This window comes from Ensifer sp. ENS08, from assembly GCF_014852195.1.
Taxonomy (GTDB): Bacteria; Pseudomonadota; Alphaproteobacteria; order Rhizobiales; family Rhizobiaceae; genus Ensifer; species Ensifer adhaerens.
The window spans coordinates 1-18,869 of sequence record NZ_JACVBF010000001.1 but is presented as its reverse complement, the minus strand read 5'-3'; the positions used below and the strand labels follow the sequence as shown (position 1 = coordinate 18,869).

General features: G+C 61.3%; 19 protein-coding genes, 1 tRNA gene and 1 pseudogene. 10 read left to right on the top strand and 11 right to left on the bottom strand.

From position 1 onward, the window contains the following. Window positions 1-23 precede the first annotated feature (23 nt). The 3 genes from IB272_RS00105 (at window position 24) to IB272_RS00095 (ending at window position 2,826) form a co-directional block, all read left to right on the top strand. Entirely contained in the window at window positions 24-596 is a 573-nt protein-coding gene (locus tag IB272_RS00105; protein WP_192444170.1) for a CGNR zinc finger domain-containing protein, read from the top strand. Between the two features lie 231 nt (window positions 597-827). Next, complete coding sequence (locus IB272_RS00100) at window positions 828-1,826, top strand: ABC transporter substrate-binding protein (protein WP_112771319.1); 999 nt, start codon at window positions 828-830, stop codon at window positions 1,824-1,826. A 112-nt stretch (window positions 1,827-1,938) separates the two neighbouring features. Beyond that, window positions 1,939-2,826 (top strand): proline/glycine betaine ABC transporter permease, encoded by an 888-nt coding sequence (locus IB272_RS00095; RefSeq protein ID WP_060522087.1) that lies wholly within the window; start codon window positions 1,939-1,941, stop codon window positions 2,824-2,826. 73 nt (window positions 2,827-2,899) lie between these two features. On the opposite strand, the gene IB272_RS00090 is transcribed toward IB272_RS00095, so the two are convergent. Next, window positions 2,900-3,808, bottom strand: a complete 909-nt coding sequence (locus tag IB272_RS00090) for a DMT family transporter (RefSeq protein WP_060586003.1) — start codon at window positions 3,806-3,808, stop codon at window positions 2,900-2,902. Window positions 3,809-3,959: 151 nt separating this feature from the next. Between IB272_RS00090 and IB272_RS00085 the strand changes: the two genes are divergently transcribed. Together IB272_RS00085 and IB272_RS00080 are read left to right on the top strand one after the other, a co-directional pair. Beyond that, window positions 3,960-4,433 (top strand): Lrp/AsnC family transcriptional regulator, encoded by a 474-nt coding sequence (locus tag IB272_RS00085; protein WP_034804213.1) that lies wholly within the window; start codon window positions 3,960-3,962, stop codon window positions 4,431-4,433. A 167-nt stretch (window positions 4,434-4,600) separates the two neighbouring features. Continuing rightward, entirely contained in the window at window positions 4,601-5,524 is a 924-nt protein-coding gene (locus IB272_RS00080) for a diacylglycerol kinase family protein (RefSeq protein ID WP_060586002.1), read from the top strand. On the opposite strand, the gene IB272_RS00075 is transcribed toward IB272_RS00080, so the two are convergent. After that, the gene (locus tag IB272_RS00075) at window positions 5,461-6,990 is read right to left on the bottom strand and encodes a glycosyltransferase family 39 protein (protein ID WP_060586000.1); all 1,530 of its coding nucleotides are present in this window, start codon (window positions 6,988-6,990) and stop codon (window positions 5,461-5,463) included. The genes IB272_RS00080 and IB272_RS00075 overlap by 64 nt on opposite strands. Beyond that, window positions 6,983-7,960: a glycosyltransferase family 2 protein gene (locus IB272_RS00070; protein WP_034804195.1), complete on the bottom strand. Its 978-nt coding sequence runs from the start codon at window positions 7,958-7,960 to the stop codon at window positions 6,983-6,985. Before IB272_RS00070 ends, IB272_RS00075 begins: the two co-directional genes overlap by 8 nt. Window positions 7,961-8,090: 130 nt before the next feature. On the opposite strand from IB272_RS00070, the gene IB272_RS00065 reads away from it, so the two are divergent. Continuing rightward, window positions 8,091-9,044 carry a lysylphosphatidylglycerol synthase domain-containing protein gene (locus IB272_RS00065; RefSeq protein ID WP_060585999.1) on the top strand — a complete coding sequence of 318 codons (954 nt, stop codon included), beginning with the start codon at window positions 8,091-8,093 and terminating at the stop codon, window positions 9,042-9,044. A gap of 42 nt (window positions 9,045-9,086) precedes the next feature. Here IB272_RS00065 and IB272_RS00060 read toward each other — a convergent pair whose 3' ends face one another. From IB272_RS00060 to IB272_RS00040, 5 genes are all read right to left on the bottom strand, one after another. After that, window positions 9,087-10,589 carry an AMP nucleosidase gene (locus tag IB272_RS00060; protein WP_034804189.1) on the bottom strand — a complete coding sequence of 501 codons (1,503 nt, stop codon included), beginning with the start codon at window positions 10,587-10,589 and terminating at the stop codon, window positions 9,087-9,089. Window positions 10,590-10,672: 83 nt separating this feature from the next. Further along, window positions 10,673-10,993 carry a YnfA family protein gene (locus tag IB272_RS00055; protein ID WP_060586006.1) on the bottom strand — a complete coding sequence of 107 codons (321 nt, stop codon included), beginning with the start codon at window positions 10,991-10,993 and terminating at the stop codon, window positions 10,673-10,675. A gap of 145 nt (window positions 10,994-11,138) precedes the next feature. Then, window positions 11,139-11,315: a hypothetical protein gene (locus IB272_RS00050; protein WP_162251053.1), complete on the bottom strand. Its 177-nt coding sequence runs from the start codon at window positions 11,313-11,315 to the stop codon at window positions 11,139-11,141. A 72-nt stretch (window positions 11,316-11,387) separates the two neighbouring features. Continuing rightward, window positions 11,388-11,561 carry a hypothetical protein gene (locus IB272_RS00045; protein WP_034804185.1) on the bottom strand — a complete coding sequence of 58 codons (174 nt, stop codon included), beginning with the start codon at window positions 11,559-11,561 and terminating at the stop codon, window positions 11,388-11,390. A gap of 314 nt (window positions 11,562-11,875) precedes the next feature. Continuing rightward, window positions 11,876-12,217, bottom strand: coding sequence for a DUF2147 domain-containing protein (locus IB272_RS00040; RefSeq protein ID WP_034804181.1), 342 nt, complete (start codon window positions 12,215-12,217; stop codon window positions 11,876-11,878). A gap of 594 nt (window positions 12,218-12,811) precedes the next feature. Between IB272_RS00040 and IB272_RS00035 the strand changes: the two genes are divergently transcribed. Next, window positions 12,812-13,078, top strand: a complete 267-nt coding sequence (locus IB272_RS00035) for a sel1 repeat family protein (protein ID WP_034804178.1) — start codon at window positions 12,812-12,814, stop codon at window positions 13,076-13,078. 51 nt (window positions 13,079-13,129) lie between these two features. On the opposite strand, the gene IB272_RS00030 is transcribed toward IB272_RS00035, so the two are convergent. The 3 genes from IB272_RS00030 to IB272_RS00020 all read right to left on the bottom strand — a co-directional run bounded on the left by IB272_RS00030 (window position 13,130) and on the right by IB272_RS00020 (window position 15,301). Next, window positions 13,130-14,245: a pyridoxal phosphate-dependent aminotransferase gene (locus IB272_RS00030; RefSeq protein ID WP_060585997.1), complete on the bottom strand. Its 1,116-nt coding sequence runs from the start codon at window positions 14,243-14,245 to the stop codon at window positions 13,130-13,132. A gap of 120 nt (window positions 14,246-14,365) precedes the next feature. Beyond that, window positions 14,366-14,743: a PilZ domain-containing protein gene (locus tag IB272_RS00025; RefSeq protein WP_034804171.1), complete on the bottom strand. Its 378-nt coding sequence runs from the start codon at window positions 14,741-14,743 to the stop codon at window positions 14,366-14,368. A gap of 201 nt (window positions 14,744-14,944) precedes the next feature. Continuing rightward, on the bottom strand, window positions 14,945-15,301 hold the full coding sequence (locus IB272_RS00020; protein WP_060585995.1) for a hypothetical protein: 357 nt from the start codon (window positions 15,299-15,301) through the stop codon (window positions 14,945-14,947). A gap of 292 nt (window positions 15,302-15,593) precedes the next feature. On the opposite strand from IB272_RS00020, the gene IB272_RS00015 reads away from it, so the two are divergent. From IB272_RS00015 to IB272_RS35525, 3 genes and pseudogenes are all read left to right on the top strand, one after another. Next, window positions 15,594-17,813 (top strand): caspase family protein, encoded by a 2,220-nt coding sequence (locus IB272_RS00015; RefSeq protein WP_060585993.1) that lies wholly within the window; start codon window positions 15,594-15,596, stop codon window positions 17,811-17,813. Window positions 17,814-18,001: 188 nt separating this feature from the next. Then, window positions 18,002-18,091: transfer RNA gene (locus tag IB272_RS00010), tRNA-Ser, on the top strand. 664 nt (window positions 18,092-18,755) lie between these two features. Further along, window positions 18,756-18,869: pseudogene (locus IB272_RS35525) on the top strand (porin); the annotation flags it as partial.

Here is an 18,869-nt window from a genome sequence, read left to right as displayed (position 1 = left end):
ATTATGCATTATGTGAGGCCTGCATGGATCTGGTTCCTTTCGTCGGAGAGCCCCTTGCTCTCGATCTCGTCAACACTCGCCCTTTGACCGCGAGCGGCCGTGTCGATCTCTTCGCGGCCGATGGCGGGCTCGCGCATTGGCTGGCGTTGGAGGGGCCTCGCATGTCGGATGTCGCGTTTGCCAGCATCGGTGCGGCCGACGCCGACGATCTCGCGCCAGTCCTTGCCGTCCGCTCGCATGTGGCGTCCGCCATCGCACATGTGATGGACAGGCAACCTGTTCCGGCCGCGGATATCGAGGGCCTTAACGCGGCAATGGAGGCAGCACCGGTCGTCCGCCGTCTCGATTGGACCGATCCGCCGCGGCTCGTCAGCGAAAGAACGGTGGAGCCCATGGTCCAGCTAGCCGGTTTCCTCGCCGAGGACGCTGCGGCGTTGCTTGCCGGCGGCGACGCCAGGCTGATCCGCAAATGCGAGGCGCAGGATTGTGTGATGCTGTTCGTCGGCAGCAATGCCCGGCGGCGTTGGTGCTCGGCGGCGCGCTGCGGAAACCGGGTGCGCGTGTCGCGCTATTACCAGCGCAGCAAAACGTCCTGACGACCACTTCAACGATGCGCAAATATTAGGAAAGGCACCCGTTGACGCAAATGGGAAAGTCCTTGCCGGAAAAGCCCGTTAGCTTTCATGATGTCATCGGCTTGAAGCCGACGGATCTGCAGGCCGTTCGGTCCCTGTTGTCTTGAGTTGGACCGAGCCCTGTGACGCTGTCGATCCCCGCGGTGAGATCGGCAGTGCGACGGGATGCACCGCCAAAACAAGGGAACGGAAATGAAGAAGCTTCTTGCAACGACTTGCCTGGCCGCGGGCCTCTTTGGCCTCGCCGGCGCAGCTTCGGCCGCCGAATGCGGCGACGTGACGATCGCCAACATGAACTGGCAGAGCGCCGAGGTGCTGGCGAGTGTCGACAAGATCATCCTGACGGAAGGCTACGGCTGCAATGCCGAATTGGTGGTCGGAGACACCGTGCCGACGATCACCTCGATGATCGAAAAGGGCCAGCCGGATGTCGCACCCGAAGGCTGGGTCGACCTGCTTCCGGATGTCGTCAATCGCGGCCTCGAGGAGGGCAAGCTCGTCGGCGCCGCCGTGGCGCTCTCCGATGGCGCCGTCCAGGGCTGGTGGGTGCCGAAATACATCGTCGATGCCAATCCCGACATCAAGACGATCGATGACGCCTTGAAGCACAAGGAACTGTTCCCGGATCCGGAAGACGCAAGCAAGGGCGCCGTCTTCAACGGCCCGCAGGGCTGGGGCGGCACGGTCGTGACGACGCAGCTTTATAAAGCCTATGGCGGCGAAACGGCTGGCTTCACGCTGGTCGATACCGGTTCGGCCGCCGGCCTCGATGGCTCGATCGCCAAGGCCTATGAGCGCAAGCAGGGCTGGGTCGGCTACTACTGGGCGCCGACGGCCCTTCTCGGCAAGTACGAGATGGTGAAGCTCGAGCATGGTGTGGCCGCCGATCCGTCCGAATGGAAGCGCTGCAACACGGTTGCCGATTGCCCGGATCCGAAGAAGAACGACTGGCCGAAGGACAAGGTCCAGACGCTGGTGACCAAGGCCTTCGCCGATCGCGCCGGCCCGGCTATGGATTACCTCAACAAGCGCGCCTGGACCAACGACACGGTCAACAAGCTGATGGCCTGGATGACCGACAATCAGGCGAGCGGGGAGGAGGGCGCGAAGCACTTCCTGCAGGAAAACCCCGATATCTGGACCCCGTGGGTTTCGCCCGAGGTCGCCGAAAAGGTGAAGGCCGCGCTCTGATCGCGATGGTCATAACCAGCGGGCGGCGCAGTCATGTGCGCCGCCTCTTCGTTCGAGGTCCGGCAAAGGCAAAACAACAATCGCGGCCGGCGAAATCTGAAGGGGAAATGGAATGGACTGGTTGACCCAGTTTCCACACATGGATGACGAGAGCCTGAGAGCCTTGAAAAAGGCGATCGACGAGGGATTTCGCGGCTTCACGCGCGCCTATGGTGACGCGATCGAAGGCTTCTTCGAGCCCTTGCAATTCTTTCTCATCCAGTCGGAGCGCTTCATGACGAAGACGCCCTGGCCAATCATCCTGATCTTGATCGCTTTCATCGCCTGGGTGGCAAGCCGCAACTGGAAGATCGTCGCCGGCTGCATCGGCACGCTGCTTCTGATCGGCTACTTCGACATGTGGGACGACACGATGAAGACGGTCTCGATGATCTTCGTCTGTACCGTGCTGTCGATCGCCATCGGCATTCCGATCGGCATCGTCATGTCCCGTTCGGACCGGTTCCAGAACATCGTCAATCCGATTCTCGACGTGATGCAGACGATGCCGAGCTTCGTCTATTTGATCCCGGTCGTGATGCTGCTTGGGATCGGCAAAGTGCCGGGGCTGATCGCCGTTGTCATCTACGCGATCCCGCCGATGATTCGCCTGACGAACCTTGGCATTCGCCTCGTCGACAAGGACGTGCTGGAGGCGGCCGATGCCTTCGGTTCGTCGGCGTGGCAGAAGCTCAAGAACGTCCAGATGCCGCTCGCCTTGCCGACGATCATGGCCGGCATCAACCAGACGATCATGATGGCGCTCGCCATGGTGGTCATCGCCTCGATGATCGGTGTTCAGGGCCTCGGCCAGCCGGTGCTGAAGGCGATTGCCAACCAGTACTTCACGCTTGGCATCTTCAACGGCCTTGCGATCGTCGGCATTGCCATCATCTTCGATCGCGTCAGCCAGGCCTACGGTCACCGGCTGCAGAAACACCGTGAAATCATTCACGGCTGAGCTTGTCGTCGAGACAGAAAAAGGCCCCGGAGCGAACACCTCCGGGGCCTTCCCATTTTAACGAGTTTTGCGTTCAGGCCTTGGACGAAAGAATGCCGGTCGAAAGCGCGACGCCGGTAGCGGTGACGACCGCGGCGAGGATCTCGAAGGGGCCGATCTGCTCGCCGAGCAGGACGGCGCCGCCGACCATCGCGAGAACCGGTGTCAGCGCCGTGAAGGCGGCCGCCTGGGTGCCGCCAAGGCTCTTTACGGCAAAGCCGTAGGCTACCATGGCGACGAGGCCGGACAGGATGCCCTGGCTGGTGACCTGCAAGGCGATCTCCTGGACCGGAACGCTGGCAAGGGTGGCTCCAAAGCAGGCGGCAAGTCCGAGATGGATGAGGAACGACCAGATGGCGATCAGGGCGCTTCCCTGCAGCGGGCTGAGGCCGGAGCGGCGGAAGGCATGGGTATAGATCGCCCAGAGGGTCGCCGCAGTCGGCAGCAGCGCATAGCCGCTCCAGCCGGTCGAGGCCGCACTTCCGAGGCTTAGCGTCAGGAGGATGGCGACGCCGGCAAGGATTGCGGCAAAGCCGAGCACGCGCATCCGGTCCGGCCGCTCGCCGAAGACCGTGATGCCGATGAGCGCCGTGGCAAGCGGCATCGAGCCACCGAGGAGAACGCCGACCGAAGAGGCCGGAACGGAGTGGATCGCAAAGGCGGAGACCTGGAAGAACAGGGCGCCCGAACCGGCGACCATCAGGACGAGCAACAGCAGCGGCAGCTTGCGCGGCAGAAGTCCGGTCTTCAGCCAGACCGGGGCAAGAAGGATCGCCGGCACGCCGTAGCGGATCAGCCCGAGGTCGATCGTGCCAAGTGCGGTGCCGGCCGAGTGGCGGGTCGCCAGTATCCAGCCCGCCCAGATGAGGACGGTTACGAAGGCGCCGGCATAGCCGGCGGCGACAGGCGTCGTATTGCCGCGATCGAGAGCGAGCGCAACCATTTGAATTTCCTTCCCGAATTGGATACCTGAGAGGCTTTTGGGTCTGGAAGGAGATTACGCCCTGATAGCGGGGCATGTCCTTGCGATTTGTGCCCGAAATAGACTATCGTCAGCAACAATGTGCCAATAGCAGCAACTGAAGTTCATAAAAATGCCAAGCCTCGATAAATTCGACCTCGCCATCCTTAGAATCCTTCAGCAGGACGCGCGCGCAACGAACGTCGAGATTGCCGAAAAGGTCAATCTTTCGCCGTCGCCCTGCCTGCGGCGCATCCGCAACCTGGAAAAATCCGGCATCCTGCGCGGCTACAGGGCCGACATCGATCGTAAGGAAGCCGGTCTCGGGCTGACGGTCTTCGTCGAAATCAAGGTTGGGCGCCATAGCCGCGAGAACGCACAGCAGCAGCAGGAGGCGTTGCTCGCCATCCCCGAGGTAGTCTCCTGCTTCCTGATCTCCGGCAATGCCGATTTCCTCGCGGAGGTCGTCGTCGAGGATCTGCCTGCCTATGAGAAACTCTTGACCGAGACGCTGTTGGCCTTGCCCGGCGTCACCGACATCCGGTCCAATTTCGCCATCCGCTCGATCAAGACAGGCGGGCCGCTGAAGTTGCCCGAACCGCGCTGATCGCTGCATTGCTGTGACACTCGGCTTCTGTTGTGCTGGTCGTGATGGAGCGGACGAACGACCGGCGCTCCCGTTAAGTTTCGGTAAGGTTCTGGAATTGGCCGCAATCGCGCTTATCTGATCGCGGTGAGCCGCATTGCCGCGGCAATGGAGCCGATGACCCGTTCATGAAAATCAAGGCAATCTTCAATCGCGACGGCGGCACGTTCCGCACGACAGACATGGCCGCCTATGGCCAGAAGGTCGAAGACGTCTTCCAGGCCGCAGGCCACCAGATCGAGATTGCAGCGGTTTCCGGAAACGAGATGCAAGAGGCGTTGGAGCGGACCTGCCGTCGCGACGACCTCGACGCCATTCTTGCCGGCGGAGGTGACGGCACGATTTCGGCCGCCGCCGGCGTCGCCTGGAAGAACCGCATGCCGCTCGGCGTCGTTCCCGCCGGAACGATGAATCTTTTTGCCCGCACGCTGAAGCTGCCGCTCGATATCTGGAAAGTGCCGGAAGTGCTGGCGAATGGCGTGATCATCGACGGTGACATCGGCAGCGCCGATGGCCGTGCGTTCGTGCATCAATTCTCCATGGGGCTGCATGCGCGCATGGTGCGCTACCGCGAATCCTACAGCTTTCGCTCAAGAGCGGGAAAGATCGCCGCCAGCACCCGCGCCGCAGTCGGAGTGATTCTCAATCCTCCGGATTTCGAGATCGAGTTCGATGTCGATGGTCACAAGGAGAGCCGTCATGTCTCGGCGGTCTCGGTTTCCAACAATCCGTTCGGCCGAGACACGCTGATGTATGCGGACGACGTGACCGCCGGCCATCTCGGCTTTTACACGGCGCCGCCGCTGAGTCCGCCGGGTGTCGCCAAGCTCGCGCTCGATGTAATGCGCGGCAAGTTTCGCGACAGTCCGCTGATTACCGCCATGAGCGGTCATGCCCTCGATCTGCATTTTCCGACGGTCGAACGAAAGATCAACTGCGTCATCGACGGCGAACTTCTGCCCATGGGCCGCGACGTCGCGCTTCGCATTCACCCTGGCGAGCTCAAGCTGCTCGTCGGCGCGGATCGCGACGGATCGTCGATCCAGAAGTAGCCGAAACTGTAGCGATCCTCGAGCGTGCCGTGGAGATAGGGCAGGGTGAGATGCTGCGGCTGCAAGTGCGTTTCCGGCACGCCGAAGGATTTAAGGACATCGACGAGTGGCGCCGGTGGCGCTGCATCGGCCTTGCCGTCGTTGGTCCAGACAACGAGAAGCGGCCCGGCCAGCTGACCGATCGCCGGGCTGCTGTTGTTGCCGGGCACGTAGACCTTGGCGCCGTGCAGGCGCGTTCGCAGATTGCCGGCCACCTGCTTGTTGGTGGCCAGAACCATCGCCGGTTCGCGTCCCTGCTGCTCTACGATGGTGTCGACGAGGCTGCTGTAGGGGATGCTCAGTCTCGAAACCTTGCCGAACCAAGGCCGCACGACTGCGCGGGTAGACACCACGACCAGCGTGGTCACGATGACGAAGCCGATAAAGAGGGCGACGGGCCGGACGCTACGTGTGGTGTCAACGCCGGACGCCTCGACCTTGAGGGCCAGATAGAGCGGCAGCAGGACGAGGAAGAGAACCAGCCACTTTTCCCGCATATGGGTGGCGCCGGTGACCAGCATGATGACGAGAACGGCGCCGAGACAGAGGACCAGCATGCGCCCGACGACCCGAGCCCAGAGGCTGTCGGCGCGCCAGATCGCCGGCAGGTCCTTGCGAAACACGAGGGCGAAGACGACGAGGATGATCGCTGAGCCGCGAAGCGTCGAGGCAAAGAGCGCGACGATCGCCTTCAACGCCTTCGACACGAAACCGGCTTCCTGCCCCGTTCCCATTTCCTTGAAGGTATTGCTCGACGCGGCGCCGATATTTTGCAGGACCCAGGTGCCGTGCGGCAGGGCAATCAGCGCGCAGACGGCGATTGCGACAAGGATGCGCCAGTCGAAGAGCCGGGCGCGAAGTTTCGGTTCGGGCAGGATCGCGACGATCGCCGCGACCGGAACGATCACGAAGTTGTACTTTGAGATGACGCCGATCCCGACGGCGACGCCTGTAAGAGCGTAGGCAAAGAAGGTCGGTCGGCTCATCGTCCGCAGGAATGCGTACAGGAAGAGCGAAACGGCAAATAGCGCGGCGACCGTGTGCGAGAGGTCGCGCTGGGCAAGCAGGAAGATCGGCGGCAGAGCGAGGACGCCCATTGTCGTGATGGCTGCAAGGCGCCGGTCGCCGAGAACCTCGCGGGATGCAAGGCCGAAGAAGAGACAACAGAGGAACAATAGGCCGTTTTTGAGTACGGTCATCGTCGCCACTGACGGGCCGAACAGCGAGGTCAGCCCGTATTGCAGCCAATTGTAGAAAGGCGGTTGCGAGCCGTAGCCGAGCATCAGGAACTGCGAGACATAGGCCTGCTCGGATTCGTCGATCTCCAGCGAAGTCGAAGCGGAAAGCCTCAGTGCGATGCAAAGCAGGAAGTAGCCCGCAATCAGCGCAAGGATCAGGTTTGGCCGGCGGTTGACGGCCTCAAGCATCTGTCTGGTCCCGCACGAAGACCTGCCGGACGATATAGTTCGTCGTGCCGTCGTCGCTGAAATAGGTGCGCGCCATCATTTCCGCGAGAATGCCCGTGGTGATGAGCTGAACCGACGACAGGAACAACATCACACCGACGATCAGCATCGGCCGGGTTCCGATATCGTTGCCGAGCACGAACTTGTCGAAGCCGAGATAGAGGAGGATCAGGGCGCTGAGCGCCCCCGTCGCAAGGCCGATCGAACCGAAGAAGTGTCCCGGGCGCGCCTTGTAACGCATGAAGAACAGCACCGACAAAAGATCGAGAATCACCCGGAAGGTTCTGGAGATCCCGTACTTGGATTGGCCATGCTGCCGTGCGTGGTGGGTGACCGGCATTTCGCCGATGCGGCTGCTCGGCACGACGCCTGCAACCCAGGCGGGGATGAAGCGATGCATTTCGCCCATCAGCTTCACCTGCTTGATGACGGACGCGCGATAGACCTTCAGGCTGCAGCCATAGTCATGAAGCCGGACGCCGGTGATCTTGCCGATCAGGCGATTGGCGCACCAGGACGGGATTTTTCGAAGGAGCAGGCCATCCTGTCGGTTCTTTCGCCAGCCGACGAGCAGGTCGAGCTGACGCTCCTCGATCGCTGTGACCATCTCGGGAATATCGGCCGGGTCGTTCTGCAGGTCGCCGTCAAGCGTGGCGATCAGGCGGCCGGTGGCGGCATCGATGCCCGCCTGCATCGCGGCCGTCTGTCCGAAGTTCTTTTGCAGTTCAACGATCTTGAGGTCGATGCCGGGATCGGAAAGGGCCTTTCTTGCATTCACAAGCGTTCGATCGGTGCTGCCGTCGTCGACGAGGATCAGTTCCCAAGGGGACGGAAAATTCGCCAGCGCATCGCGGACCCGCGTAATCAGCGGCTGAATGCTGTCTTCTTCGTTGAATACGGGAATGACGACGGATAGCTCTATGGGATGCATGGGAACCGCTCATACATACGGCGCTCACGCTGCCGCAAGAATTGGACTGCTTACATAATCGTTTTCTTGCACAGTTATCGGTGATAACCAACGTTCAATCTTGCCCTTCAACACGGGAAATCGAGGCCTGATGACATCGGATTGCGAGCCTGACCGGCGATCCTGGCTCGTCCGCAATCGGATGACATTGCTGTCGGCGGGCGCCATTGCGGCCTACGCGGCCTTCGTTGAGTGGTTCTGGGGCTGGTCGGCGCTCTTGCGCCAGTGGTCCGAAATCGGCGTTGGTGCCGCATCTGCAGCCCTCTTGCTGCTCATCGCGACCTACTTCATTCGCTGCTATCGCATCTACGATTACTTCCCGAGCGAAACGTCGGGGCGTTTCCTGCCGCTCTTTCGGGTCACCCAGGTCCACAATCTCCTGAACATCATGCTGCCGTTTCGGGCCGGCGAGACCAGCTTTCCTCTCCTGATGCGTTCGGAGTTTTCTGTCCCGCTCGCCAGGGGGACGGCCGCTCTTCTGGTCATGCGCCTGCTCGACCTGCATGCGCTCCTCGTCGTGGCCGTCGTCGGATTGGTCTTCGGCAGAGGGTCGATCGGGCTCTGGCTCGTCTGGTTTGCGGCGCTTGCCTCGCCGCTTCTCTTCTTTCTCTTGAAGGACCACGCAATCGCGCTGGCGCGCAGGCTGCTGCCGGCAAAGCTCGAGCCGGTCGTCGAGGAATTGGAGGCGGGCCTGCCGGGCACCGTGGCTGCGTTCCTGCGCGCCTGGGGCATGACCATCCTCAACTGGGCCGTCAAGGTAATCGTGCTCGCCTGGGTGCTGGCGTTCATGGGAGTTGCGCCGCTTGCGGCCTGTTTTGGCGGCGCGCTCGGAGGCGAGCTTTCTTCGGTGCTGCCGATGCATGCGCCGGCTGGCGTCGGGACCTATCCGGCAGCGATTGCGGCCGGTGCCGTTTCCTTCGGCGCTCCCGCCGGCCGGGCGGACCTCGAAGTGCTGGCGACGGCCGGCGTCAACGCGCATCTCCTGATCATCGTGTCCGCGGTCGCGGGCACGCTGTTGTCGATGGTTTTGGGGAAACGTCGCTAGAGCGCCGTGCCGTGGGGCAATGTCCTAGCGAGGTTTTGACCTCTACTGGAACGAGGTCTCGTAGAAGCTTCTGAGCTTGCGCGAATGCAACTTTTCCGGCGGCATCGCCGCGAGCTTCTGCAGCGCCAGGATGCCGATCTTCAGATGCTGGCTGACCTGCGTCTTGTAGAAGGCCGTTGCCATGCCCGGCAGCTTCAGTTCGCCATGCAGCGGCTTGTCGGAGACGCACAACAGCGTTCCATAGGGCACGCGGAAACGGAAGCCGTTGGCGGCGATCGTTGCCGATTCCATGTCGAGCGCGATGGCGCGCGCCTGCGACAGACGCTTGACCGGGCCGCGCTGGTCGCGAAGCTCCCAGTTGCGGTTGTCGATGGTGGCGACGGTCCCGGTGCGCATGATCTGCTTGAGATCGTAGTCCCGATAACCGGTCACTTCGGCTACGGCATCCTGCAGCGCCACCTGCACTTCGGCGAGCGCCGGCAGCGGGATCCAGACCGGCAGGTCGTCGTCGAGCACGTGATCCTCGCGCATATAGGCATGGGCAAGCACGTAGTCGCCGAGCCGCTGGCTGTTGCGCAAGCCGGCGCAGTGGCCGAGCATCAGCCAGACGTGCGGGCGCAACACGGCGATATGGTCGGTGATCGTCTTGGCGTTGGACGGGCCGACACCGATGTTGACCATGGTGATGCCGCCGTGGCCCTTCTTCTTCAGGTGATAGGCCGGCATCTGCGGCAACCGCGGAAGGGTAAAGTCCGTCTCCGGCTTGTCGGCCCCGGCGGGCGTAATGATGTTTCCGGGCTCGACGAAGGCCGTGTAGCCGTTGCCGCCTTCCGCCATCTGCTGGCGGGCCCAAGCGCAGAATTCGTCTATATAGAACTGGTAGTTGGTGAAGAGCACGAAGTTCTGGAAATGATTGGCGCTCGTCGCCGTGTAGTGGCTGAGGCGCGCCAGCGAATAGTCGATGCGCTGCGCCGTGAACGGCGCGAGCGGCGACGGTTCGCCCGGACCTGGCTCGTAGGAACCGTTGGCGATCTCATCGTCCGTGGTCGTCAGATCAGGCGCGTCGAACAGGTCGCGCAAGGGGATGTCGATGGCATTGGCGGCCGATGCCTCGACATAGGCGCTTTCGCCGAAGGCGAAATGCAAGGGGATCGGGGTGGCCGATTCCGAGACCGTGATGCCGAGACCGTGGTTGCGCGTCAACAACCCGAGCTGTTCCTTCAGATAGTGCCGGAAGAGTTTTGGCCGCGTGATCGTCGTCGTATAGACGCCGGGCGCGCTGACATAACCATAGGAAAGACGGGAATCGACATGGCCGAAGCTGCTCGTCTCGATGCTGACCTGCGGGTAGCAGGCGCGATAACGGGTCAACGGCTTGCCGCCCTTGCCCAGCCCCTCGAACGCCTCGCAGAGGAACCGGGTATTGCGCTCGTAAAGCGCCTCGAGGCAATCGACTGCGGCCGCAGGATCATCGAAATACTGCGGCTCGAAAGGCTCGGGCGTTGCTGTGGAAAGGACGGAGTGTGAAGAGATTCGCTTGTTCATGTCGCATTATAGGCTGCGGCTTCTGACAAGCAAACGACAAGATGGCGGCACGCACAACCGCGAGGCGATTTGAGGCCCGTTGCTCAACGCGGGCCGGCGAGGATGATCGCACTGCCGATCAGCGCAATGGTCATGCCGGCAAGATCCCAGCGGTCCGGTCTGACGCCTTCCGCCAGCCAGAGCCAGATGAGCGATGCGGCGATATACACGCCGCCATAGGCCGCATAGGCGCGGCCGGCCGCGGGGCTGTCGATCAAGGTCAGCAGCCAGGCAAAGAGCGCCAGCGAGACGATTCCGGGAACAAGCCAGAGCGCAGACTTGTCGAGCTTCAGCCAGGCCCAGAAGGCAAAGCAGCCGGCAATTTCTGCAAGGGCGGCGAGGGCATAGATGAGATAGGCGGGCATCGGTTCGGGTCTGGTGGCCTTGGCTGAGACGAATCCTCCGGAAAACCAAGGATAGGAAAGCGGCTCGCCGATGCGCAAGCCGGTTAAAACAAAAGGGCGCAATGTGCGCCCCTTTCAGCTCGTAGTTCCGATCCGCAACGATCCGTCAGGTCATGGCCTGGCGCTGCAGGGTGACGAAGAGGACAAGGCCCGCGCCCTGCTTGCCGATGCCCGTGCCGCTGGCCTTGGAGTAGGCGAGCGCCCCGACCGGCGCCATCAGCAGGCTGGCGAGCGCCAGGACGCGCAGCGACAGAAAGGCCGAAGTCGAAAGTGCTGCCAGCATGTTCGTCTCTCCATCAGACCACGAAGTGATCGGCTTCAGTTGAGGCTCTGGAACTTGGCCTGCCTGGCTGCGTTAGAGCTTGGCCTGGCAGTACTGTGCCGTGTGGGCGGTGCAATCGGTCAGCGAACCGAGATAGGTGTTGCTGCGGCGACGTTCGGTGTCAGCGCTGACTGCAGCTGCAAGAGTGACAGCGAAAACGACCATCAGAAGGCTGATGATGGTGAGGCGCCGAGCGAGGATATCCATGGTTCTGTCCGTTGTTTGGAGGCAGGTTCAAATCGATTGAGTGTGTTTTCGCATACCCAAACTGAATTGATGCTGAGATGTCCGTTCATCTGGCGTTCATCTTCGGTTGTACGCCCACGGAGCCGAGAGCCGGCCGACCCCGGTGGCACTGTCCGTCGAAACGGAAGGCGTATGCTCGGGCCATTTCAAAAGGCCGGTTGAGGGCGCCGGCGAAAGGCCGCTCGGCAGATCCTTCGCGCCCATAAAAAAGGGCAGCCATCGGCTGCCCTTTCATCGTCGTAATCGTAGCGGCGATTTCTGCCGCGCCGGTTCTGTTAGAGACGGGTCCATGTCTGCGACTTGCACAGCACCTTCAGCACGCAGCCCTTCATCTTCAGCGAATTGCCGTTGACAGCGCCCGAGCCGCTATAGGTCTTGTCGGTGTCCGGATCGGTAATCTCGCCCGAGTAGCTGCCATCGGTGCCCGAAAGGTTGCCGATGCGCTTGCCGGCATGCTTGCCGGTCTTCAGCGTGATGCAAAAGGCGCCGCCGCAGGGGGCGATTTCCGCCGTGGCGCCGCTCGCCGTCTTCCAGTTGCCTAAGATCGGTTCCGCCGCCGCGGCGGTTCCGGCAATGCCGAGAGCCAGCGTCGCGGTGATGAGCAATGTACGTAGCATTCGTGTCCTCCAGATTGAGGCTGCCGGCGTGGTCCGCTCCGCCGGCAGCTCAAGATGTCCTCGTATGAAAAGGCAGTCTCCTCACCGCCGCGGGCAAGATAGCTTACGCGCACGTAAAGGTAAACCAGCCGAATCGCGGCCTTTGGCGCTTTTTCCTGGGCGGTTTTGAGCGCTTCTTGCGCAAGGAATTGCGCGGACTTTGCTGGCGCCGATCTTTTCGTGGTTAGCGTTTGGTTGAAATCGTCGATTGAATTTTTCGTAAATTTTGAGGCGAATGCGCGGGATTTCAGGCCTTCCGATGTTTAACAAAAACTCAAGTTTACCAAGCGTTTGAACTTTGTTTGTCGCAAATTAAGCATGCATTTTAAGCGCCCATTGAAGCCCGTCAGGCATAGTGAAGCCATAAGACGAGCGGAACGAAACGCTCCGAAAAACCACCGAGGACGACACCGCAAAAAGACGGCGCGCTTCGGAAAGGCCCGCAAAGAGGCAAGGTCGAACAGGGACCAAAACAAGTGCTGATCTGGAGCATGGTCCGCCCCAAACGGGCGGGCCGCTTCGGAAAAACCAACCAGGTAAGACAGGGACACGACAATGGCACGCTTTGATATGCAAATTGCTTCGGATGCCGCGATGGGTGGTGACAACCAGGCGGAAGTCTTTTGCGACATGGGTCTGGCCTATGCGACCGGCCACGGTCGCCCGGTCGATCTCGTCGCCGCCCACAAGTGGCTGAACATCGCGGCGATCAAGGGTTGCGACCGCGCCGTCGATCTGCGCGCCGACCTGGCGATGACGATGAGTAAGCCGGACCTCGCAGCGGCGCTGCGCGCAGCTCGCGAATGGATGACGGTTCACTGATCGGACGGGCGGCGCCCGACGGCGCCGCAAGCTGGGCCTTGAGAAAAGGGGTCAGGCGAGTTTCTTCAGGACCGCGGGCATAGCCGCTTCGAGCAGGACCATCTCCGTCTCCGGTCCGGTGCTGATCCGGATGCAGCGATTGAGCGGCGCCACCCCCGGCATTCTTATGAAGATGCCGTGGTCGCTCATCAAGGTATCGACGATCGCGCGGGCATAGACCGCGTCCCGGCCACAATCGACGGCCACGAAGTTGGTGGCTGAGACGAGCGGGGCAAGGCCATTTTGCGTGGCGATAGCAGCAATGCGCTGCCGCGACGCCGCAATCTTGGCCGTCACTTCCTTCAGATACACCTCGTCCGCAAGCGCTGCGATTGCCGCGGCGACGCCGATCCGATTCATGCCGAAATGGTTGCGGATCTTGTCGAAAGCCTGGGCTGTGCCCGGCGTGGTGACCACATAGCCGACACGCGAACCCGCAAGCCCGTAGGCCTTCGAGAACGTGCGCGTGCGCACCACGTTCGGCATGTCGATCAGGGCGTCGATCGGTGGTAGCGCTTCGGCCGGTGCGGTTTCACAGTAGGCTTCATCCAGAATGAACAGCGTCGTTTCGGGCAGGCCCCTCGCGAACTCGACAATGCGTTCGGCCGACCACCAGCTTCCCATCGGATTGTCGGGATTGGCGAAATAGACGAGCGGCGCATTTTCCTGCTTCACGGCTGCCAGTAACCCATCGAGGTCTTCCCGGTCCCCCGCATAGGGCACTGTGACGAGCCGGCCGCCATGGCCGACGACGTGGTAATTGAAGGTGGGGTAAGCCCCGAGCGAGGTGACGACCGGCATGCCCGGCTCGATCACCATGCGGACGATCTGGCCGAGCAAGCCGTCGATGCCTTCGCCGATCGCGAGATTGGCCGGGCTGGTTCCGAGATGGGCTGCAAGCGCCTGTTTCAGATCGTGATTTTCCGGGTCAGCATATTTCCAGGTTCCGCTGGCTGCCTCTCTCATCGCTGAAAGCACGCTCTGCGCCGGACCGAAGCCGCTTTCATTGGCGCCAATGCGCGCCGCGATCGCGCGCCCGCGCTGGCGTTCGATCGCCTCCGGCCCGACAAAGGGGATGGTGGATGGTAGGGATTGGATGAGCGGCGTGAAGCGAGAGAATGCGGACATGCTGAAGATAAGGCCCCGTTCGGATGACGTACGGGGGAACTTATCGCATGCTTTGGCAATTCGGAATCGTTCCCGAAAGAAAAGCTGCGGGAATCCGCCGCCTTTCGTTTTGTGGCTGGCCTATCGCCGCGGCTTTGCGTTTTTGACTTGCCCGGTGAAGAACTCCTGCCGGATGATTTCGCGCAGCAAGGTCTGCTCGATCGGCTTGATGAACTGGACGCCGATGCGCTCGCCGTTGCGATAGACCTCTGCGCAGCCGATCCGAAGCGAAGTGCCGACGATGTGCAGATAATAATGTTGCGGCAGACCGATATTGGTGTCGACGGCAAAGCTCGCGCCGCCGCGCGATATGTCGATCATCCGGCAGGACCGGACCGAGACGCTTCCGAGCCCCGGCTGCACGGCGGTCAGCGTGCCCGCATGGCCGATGTTGAAACGCTCGTAGCGCCGCTCGTAAAATGGCGAGGGGACGCAGGAATACATGGTCTGGTTCTGCATGCGTCTTTCTCCGCCAGTGCCGGGTCGCACGGCACGATCAACCTTTGACCGCATTCGTGGACCCCGGACAATTCATTTGTCCCACATCATATCGGTGGACGATTTCTACCGATGCTAGAATCAGTCTTGCAGAAGAAACTTGCAATCCCCTGAAATCGATCACTAAAAATCTAATGTCGGGGCTCGCTTGATTTGAGGAGATCAAAGTCCGCCGCTGGAAAACTGCATGCGGATCAGGCGTCTCAGGAAATCTGCCGAAAGCAGCATGTTGAAACGCACCCCGAGTTCCGCGCTCTCACGGTAAACCTCAGAGCAACCGATTTCTTCCTTGAAGCCCTCGATCTCGAGGAAGAAGTGCTTCGGCAGCGGGATCGTCGCATTGAAGTCGAGCATCGCGCCGGCAATAGAGATATGGCGCAGCAGGCACCGATACTTTGTCTTCGCTTTCAGGTGCTGCCCAATGACGAGGATCCTGCACGGCCGCTCGATGAAATAATGCTGGTGGGTCGTGGCGAGCTGGCCTGGCTTTCCCTCGGCGACATGCATTTTCATCGACATGGCAAGCTCCGTTTCAGCGCAGCCCTCGGCGGATCTGTCGTGTTCTTGGCGGACTCGCTGCCCCCGTGATCGAGCTAAGCACGCCGCCTTGCTTCGACCTTGTGCCATCGGCAAGCGTTGTCGCTAAATTATGGCATGTGCGCACATTGAAAGCCCCAACCTCATACGTAATACTTTCATTAGACATGACCGGGGCGCCGATGGCCGCTTCCGAGGGGTAATCGGGCGAGGCATCGTCTGTCGTTCACGCTGGGCAAGGCGGAAGACGATGATGGGTGCTGGAGGGAATAACATGGCCTTGGGGCTTGCGCGGCGGTGGCTGCCGCTTTCGATCGTCTGTGTGGCGCTGCTTGTGTCGATGCCATCAGGGGCATGGGCGGCAAAACGCGTCGCGTTGCTGATCGGCAATGAGAAATATGAAGCGACGTCGCCGCTCAACAACCCCGCCAACGACGTCGAACTGATGAAGGCTTCGTTCGAGGATGCCGGGTTCGATTCGGTGACGACGGTGCACGACGTCGGTCGCCAGGAGATGGTCAAGGCGCTGCGCGACTTCGAGGATCTCGCGACCGGTGCCGAAGTTGCGATCGTCTATTACTCAGGCCATGGCATGGAGATGAATGGTGAGAACTTCCTGCTTCCCGTCGACGCGCAACTGAAGACTGACAAGGATATCGAGGACGAGGCGATCGGCCTCGATCGAGTTCAGCGTTCGCTCGAAGGCGCGACCAAGCTCAAGCTGGTGATTCTCGACGCCTGTCGCAACAATCCTTTCGAGCAGAGCATGACGCGTTCGATCTCGACCAGGGCCGTTTCGCGCGGACTGGCGCGCGTCGAGCCCGAATCGGCCGATCTGCTCGTCGCCTTCGCCTCGAAGGCCGGCACGGTCGCGCTCGACGGGGAGGGCAAGAACAGCCCCTTCGCCACGGCACTCGCCAAGTATCTGACGGAACCGGGCGTCGATGTCCGCATCGCGCTTGGAAAGGTTCGCGACGAGGTGGTGTCGGTGACCAATCGCGGCCAGGAGCCTTTCGTCTACGGCTCGCTCGGCGGCGCCCAGATCTTTCTCAACATCAAAGAGGTGAACATCACCGTCACCAATAATGGCGGACAGTTGTCGCCCAACAGCCAATCCGAGGCGGCTGCCGACTGGCAGAACATCCGCGATCTCGCGGACAAGGACCTGTTGACCGCCTTCCTGGCCAAGCATGGTTCGGACCCGGTCTATAAGATGCTCGCAGAAAAGAAACTGAAGCTCTTGAGCGAAGCCGAGCAGACATCGAGCGTGACGCCGGACGAGATTGCCTGGGACGCCTTGAAGCAGTCGACCGATGCGGCGGCGCTGACGCGCTTCATCGAGCGCTACCCTGACAGCAAGCACAAGGCGGAGGCCGAGCAGCAGATTGCAGCCCTCGAGCCGCAGAAGGGCCTCAACGTCTCGCCGACCGGCAAGGACACCCAGGCTTCGCGCGATTGCTATCTGCTTGCCGGCGAGCCGCAGTCGATGCCCGGTTTCCTCGGGGTCAATTTCCTGAAGCTCGACGCCGAAAGGGCGCTCACCGCCTGTGCCCAGGCCGTCAACGAAAACCCTGACGATATGATGCTCGTCAATATGTTGGGGCGCGCGCAGGACGCCGGGCGGAACTATGTCGAGGCGCGGCGCAACTACCGAAAGGCGGCCGACGGCGGCAACATGTATGCGTTGACCAATCTCGCCTGGTTCTCGGTCTATGGGACCGATGGGCCGGTGGACGTCGACGAGGGCAAGCGCATGTTCGACCAGGCGGCCCGCGCCGGCAACGCCTACGGGCAGGCCTCGCTCGGCTGGCTCTATCGCGAGGGCTATGACGGCATCGCGCAGGACTATGCGGAAGCCGCCCGGTGGTATGAACTGGCGGCCAATCAGGGCTATGCCAATGCCATGGCGACGATGGGCTGGTTCTATCGCGAAGGTCTTGGCCTGCCGAAAGACCTCCAACAATCGCTCGCCTGGTATAAGAAGGCCGCCGAAAGCGGCGACGCCAACGCGATGTCGTCGCTCGGTTGGGCCTATCAGAACGGACTGGGGACTGAGCAGAGCTACCCGGAAGCCAAGGTCTGGTACGAGAAGGCGGCCAACGTGGGTGATTCCTATTCCATGGCGCTGCTCGGCTGGTTCTACGATATCGGCAATGGTGTCGCGCAGGACTATGTGCAGGCGCGCACCTGGTATGAGATGGCGGCCAACGCCGGCAGCGCCTATGCGATGGGCAACCTCAGTCGCCTCTATGATTACGGCCTCGGCACCAAGGCGGACGCGAAGGAGGCGGTTCGCTGGGCTGCAGCCAGCGTCGAGGGCGGCGATCCGGCGAAACTCGATGAACTGAAGAGCCAGCCCAACAATTTCACGCCCGCATTCCGCAAGGAAATGCAGAACCTGCTGAAGGACCGCGGGTATTATGGTGGTCCGGTCGACGGCGAGTTCGGCGCGGCGACCCAACAGGCGATCGAGCGCCTCGCGCGCAAATCGTAAGCAGCAGGCGTGCGCCGATGTGGAATCACATCGCTGCGTACGCTGATCTTGCCTGCGGAGATGAGGGCGAACACGACGCGGCACGACGGGGGTTGCCGATCGCGGCCCACATGAAAATGCGAGGATTTCCCGGAAACCGACAAAAAAATCTTGCATTGGCCGCTGAGTGACACTAGTCAGGCGCTAACGGAGAGGTGGCCGAGTGGTCGAAGGCGCTCCCCTGCTAAGGGAGTATACCGGAAACGGTATCGAGGGTTCGAATCCCTTCTTCTCCGCCATTGTCCCAAATAGCCCCATGTCCTTTGCGCCCCGCCCTTCGAGCGAGCATCTGGTTTCGGCTATCTCTCGACTGAAATTCATTTATTGTGGTTCGTGAGCCGTTGCGGCAGTCGTCGCCAGGGGCGCCCGTGCATTCTTGGTGCTGCGCGGTGCTGATCTTTGCATCGTCCAGAATCACCTGGTCGGGGCGTTTGCCGAATCTCTGCGTTGATTCTGCTGATTCCTCAGGCCGCCATCCTTTCTCCACCAAGCGCTTTCTTGGAGCGAATGCTGTTTTAGGCATTCACTGGACATCTGAAACGGGGTTCGCGTCCAGCTTTTCCCCTGTTTTGGGCGGGTTTCTGCCTCTTTCTGAAACAGGCGACCCCCACCTTCCTTATGCTAACCCCCCGTCGCTAAAGGGTTTTCTTAATGCTTTGTTAATTTTCTGCGGGGGTCTGCGGCGATTTTGTGTCGTTTCAGCAACAGGCCTCGGCGAAGGGCGATGCAAAGGACGTGAACTCGCTAGTTGGACGTTGCGCCGGTGATCCGGTCTTGTATTTTCAACTCCGGAAGCAAGGGCGGTTGATCGTCCGACTTCTTGAACGTTGGGGATGGGGCAGGGAAAGCTGTCCTTCAGCAAAATACCCAGACCCGTTTGAAACTTTTGACTGGAGGTCAGAAATGAACATCAAGAGCCTTCTTCTCGGCTCCGCTGCAGCTCTCGCAGCAGTTTCCGGCGCTCAGGCAGCCGACGCAATCGTCGCAGCCGAGCCGGAGCCCATGGAATACGTTCGC

Excerpts from the sequence above, each read along its gene's own strand:
- IB272_RS00055 (WP_060586006.1), bottom strand. The coding sequence starts at position 10,993 with ATGCCCGCCTATCTCATCTATGCCCTCGCCGCCCTTGCAGAAATTGCC.
- IB272_RS00025 (WP_034804171.1), bottom strand. The coding sequence starts at position 14,743 with ATGCAGAACCAGACCATGTATTCCTGCGTCCCCTCGCCATTTTACGAG.
- IB272_RS00105 (WP_192444170.1), top strand. The coding sequence starts at position 24 with ATGGATCTGGTTCCTTTCGTCGGAGAGCCCCTTGCTCTCGATCTCGTC.
- IB272_RS00030 (WP_060585997.1), bottom strand. The coding sequence starts at position 14,245 with ATGTCCGCATTCTCTCGCTTCACGCCGCTCATCCAATCCCTACCATCC.
- IB272_RS00080 (WP_060586002.1), top strand. The coding sequence starts at position 4,601 with ATGAAAATCAAGGCAATCTTCAATCGCGACGGCGGCACGTTCCGCACG.
- IB272_RS00040 (WP_034804181.1), bottom strand. The coding sequence starts at position 12,217 with ATGCTACGTACATTGCTCATCACCGCGACGCTGGCTCTCGGCATTGCC.
- IB272_RS00075 (WP_060586000.1), bottom strand. The coding sequence starts at position 6,990 with ATGCTTGAGGCCGTCAACCGCCGGCCAAACCTGATCCTTGCGCTGATT.
- IB272_RS00095 (WP_060522087.1), top strand. The coding sequence starts at position 1,939 with ATGGACTGGTTGACCCAGTTTCCACACATGGATGACGAGAGCCTGAGA.
- IB272_RS00070 (WP_034804195.1), bottom strand. The coding sequence starts at position 7,960 with ATGCATCCCATAGAGCTATCCGTCGTCATTCCCGTATTCAACGAAGAA.
- IB272_RS00015 (WP_060585993.1), top strand. The coding sequence starts at position 15,594 with ATGGCCTTGGGGCTTGCGCGGCGGTGGCTGCCGCTTTCGATCGTCTGT.
- IB272_RS00020 (WP_060585995.1), bottom strand. The coding sequence starts at position 15,301 with ATGTCGATGAAAATGCATGTCGCCGAGGGAAAGCCAGGCCAGCTCGCC.
- IB272_RS00035 (WP_034804178.1), top strand. The coding sequence starts at position 12,812 with ATGGCACGCTTTGATATGCAAATTGCTTCGGATGCCGCGATGGGTGGT.
- IB272_RS00050 (WP_162251053.1), bottom strand. The coding sequence starts at position 11,315 with ATGCTGGCAGCACTTTCGACTTCGGCCTTTCTGTCGCTGCGCGTCCTG.
- IB272_RS00060 (WP_034804189.1), bottom strand. The coding sequence starts at position 10,589 with ATGAACAAGCGAATCTCTTCACACTCCGTCCTTTCCACAGCAACGCCC.
- IB272_RS00045 (WP_034804185.1), bottom strand. The coding sequence starts at position 11,561 with ATGGATATCCTCGCTCGGCGCCTCACCATCATCAGCCTTCTGATGGTC.
- IB272_RS00085 (WP_034804213.1), top strand. The coding sequence starts at position 3,960 with ATGCCAAGCCTCGATAAATTCGACCTCGCCATCCTTAGAATCCTTCAG.
- IB272_RS00065 (WP_060585999.1), top strand. The coding sequence starts at position 8,091 with ATGACATCGGATTGCGAGCCTGACCGGCGATCCTGGCTCGTCCGCAAT.
- IB272_RS00090 (WP_060586003.1), bottom strand. The coding sequence starts at position 3,808 with ATGGTTGCGCTCGCTCTCGATCGCGGCAATACGACGCCTGTCGCCGCC.
- IB272_RS00100 (WP_112771319.1), top strand. The coding sequence starts at position 828 with ATGAAGAAGCTTCTTGCAACGACTTGCCTGGCCGCGGGCCTCTTTGGC.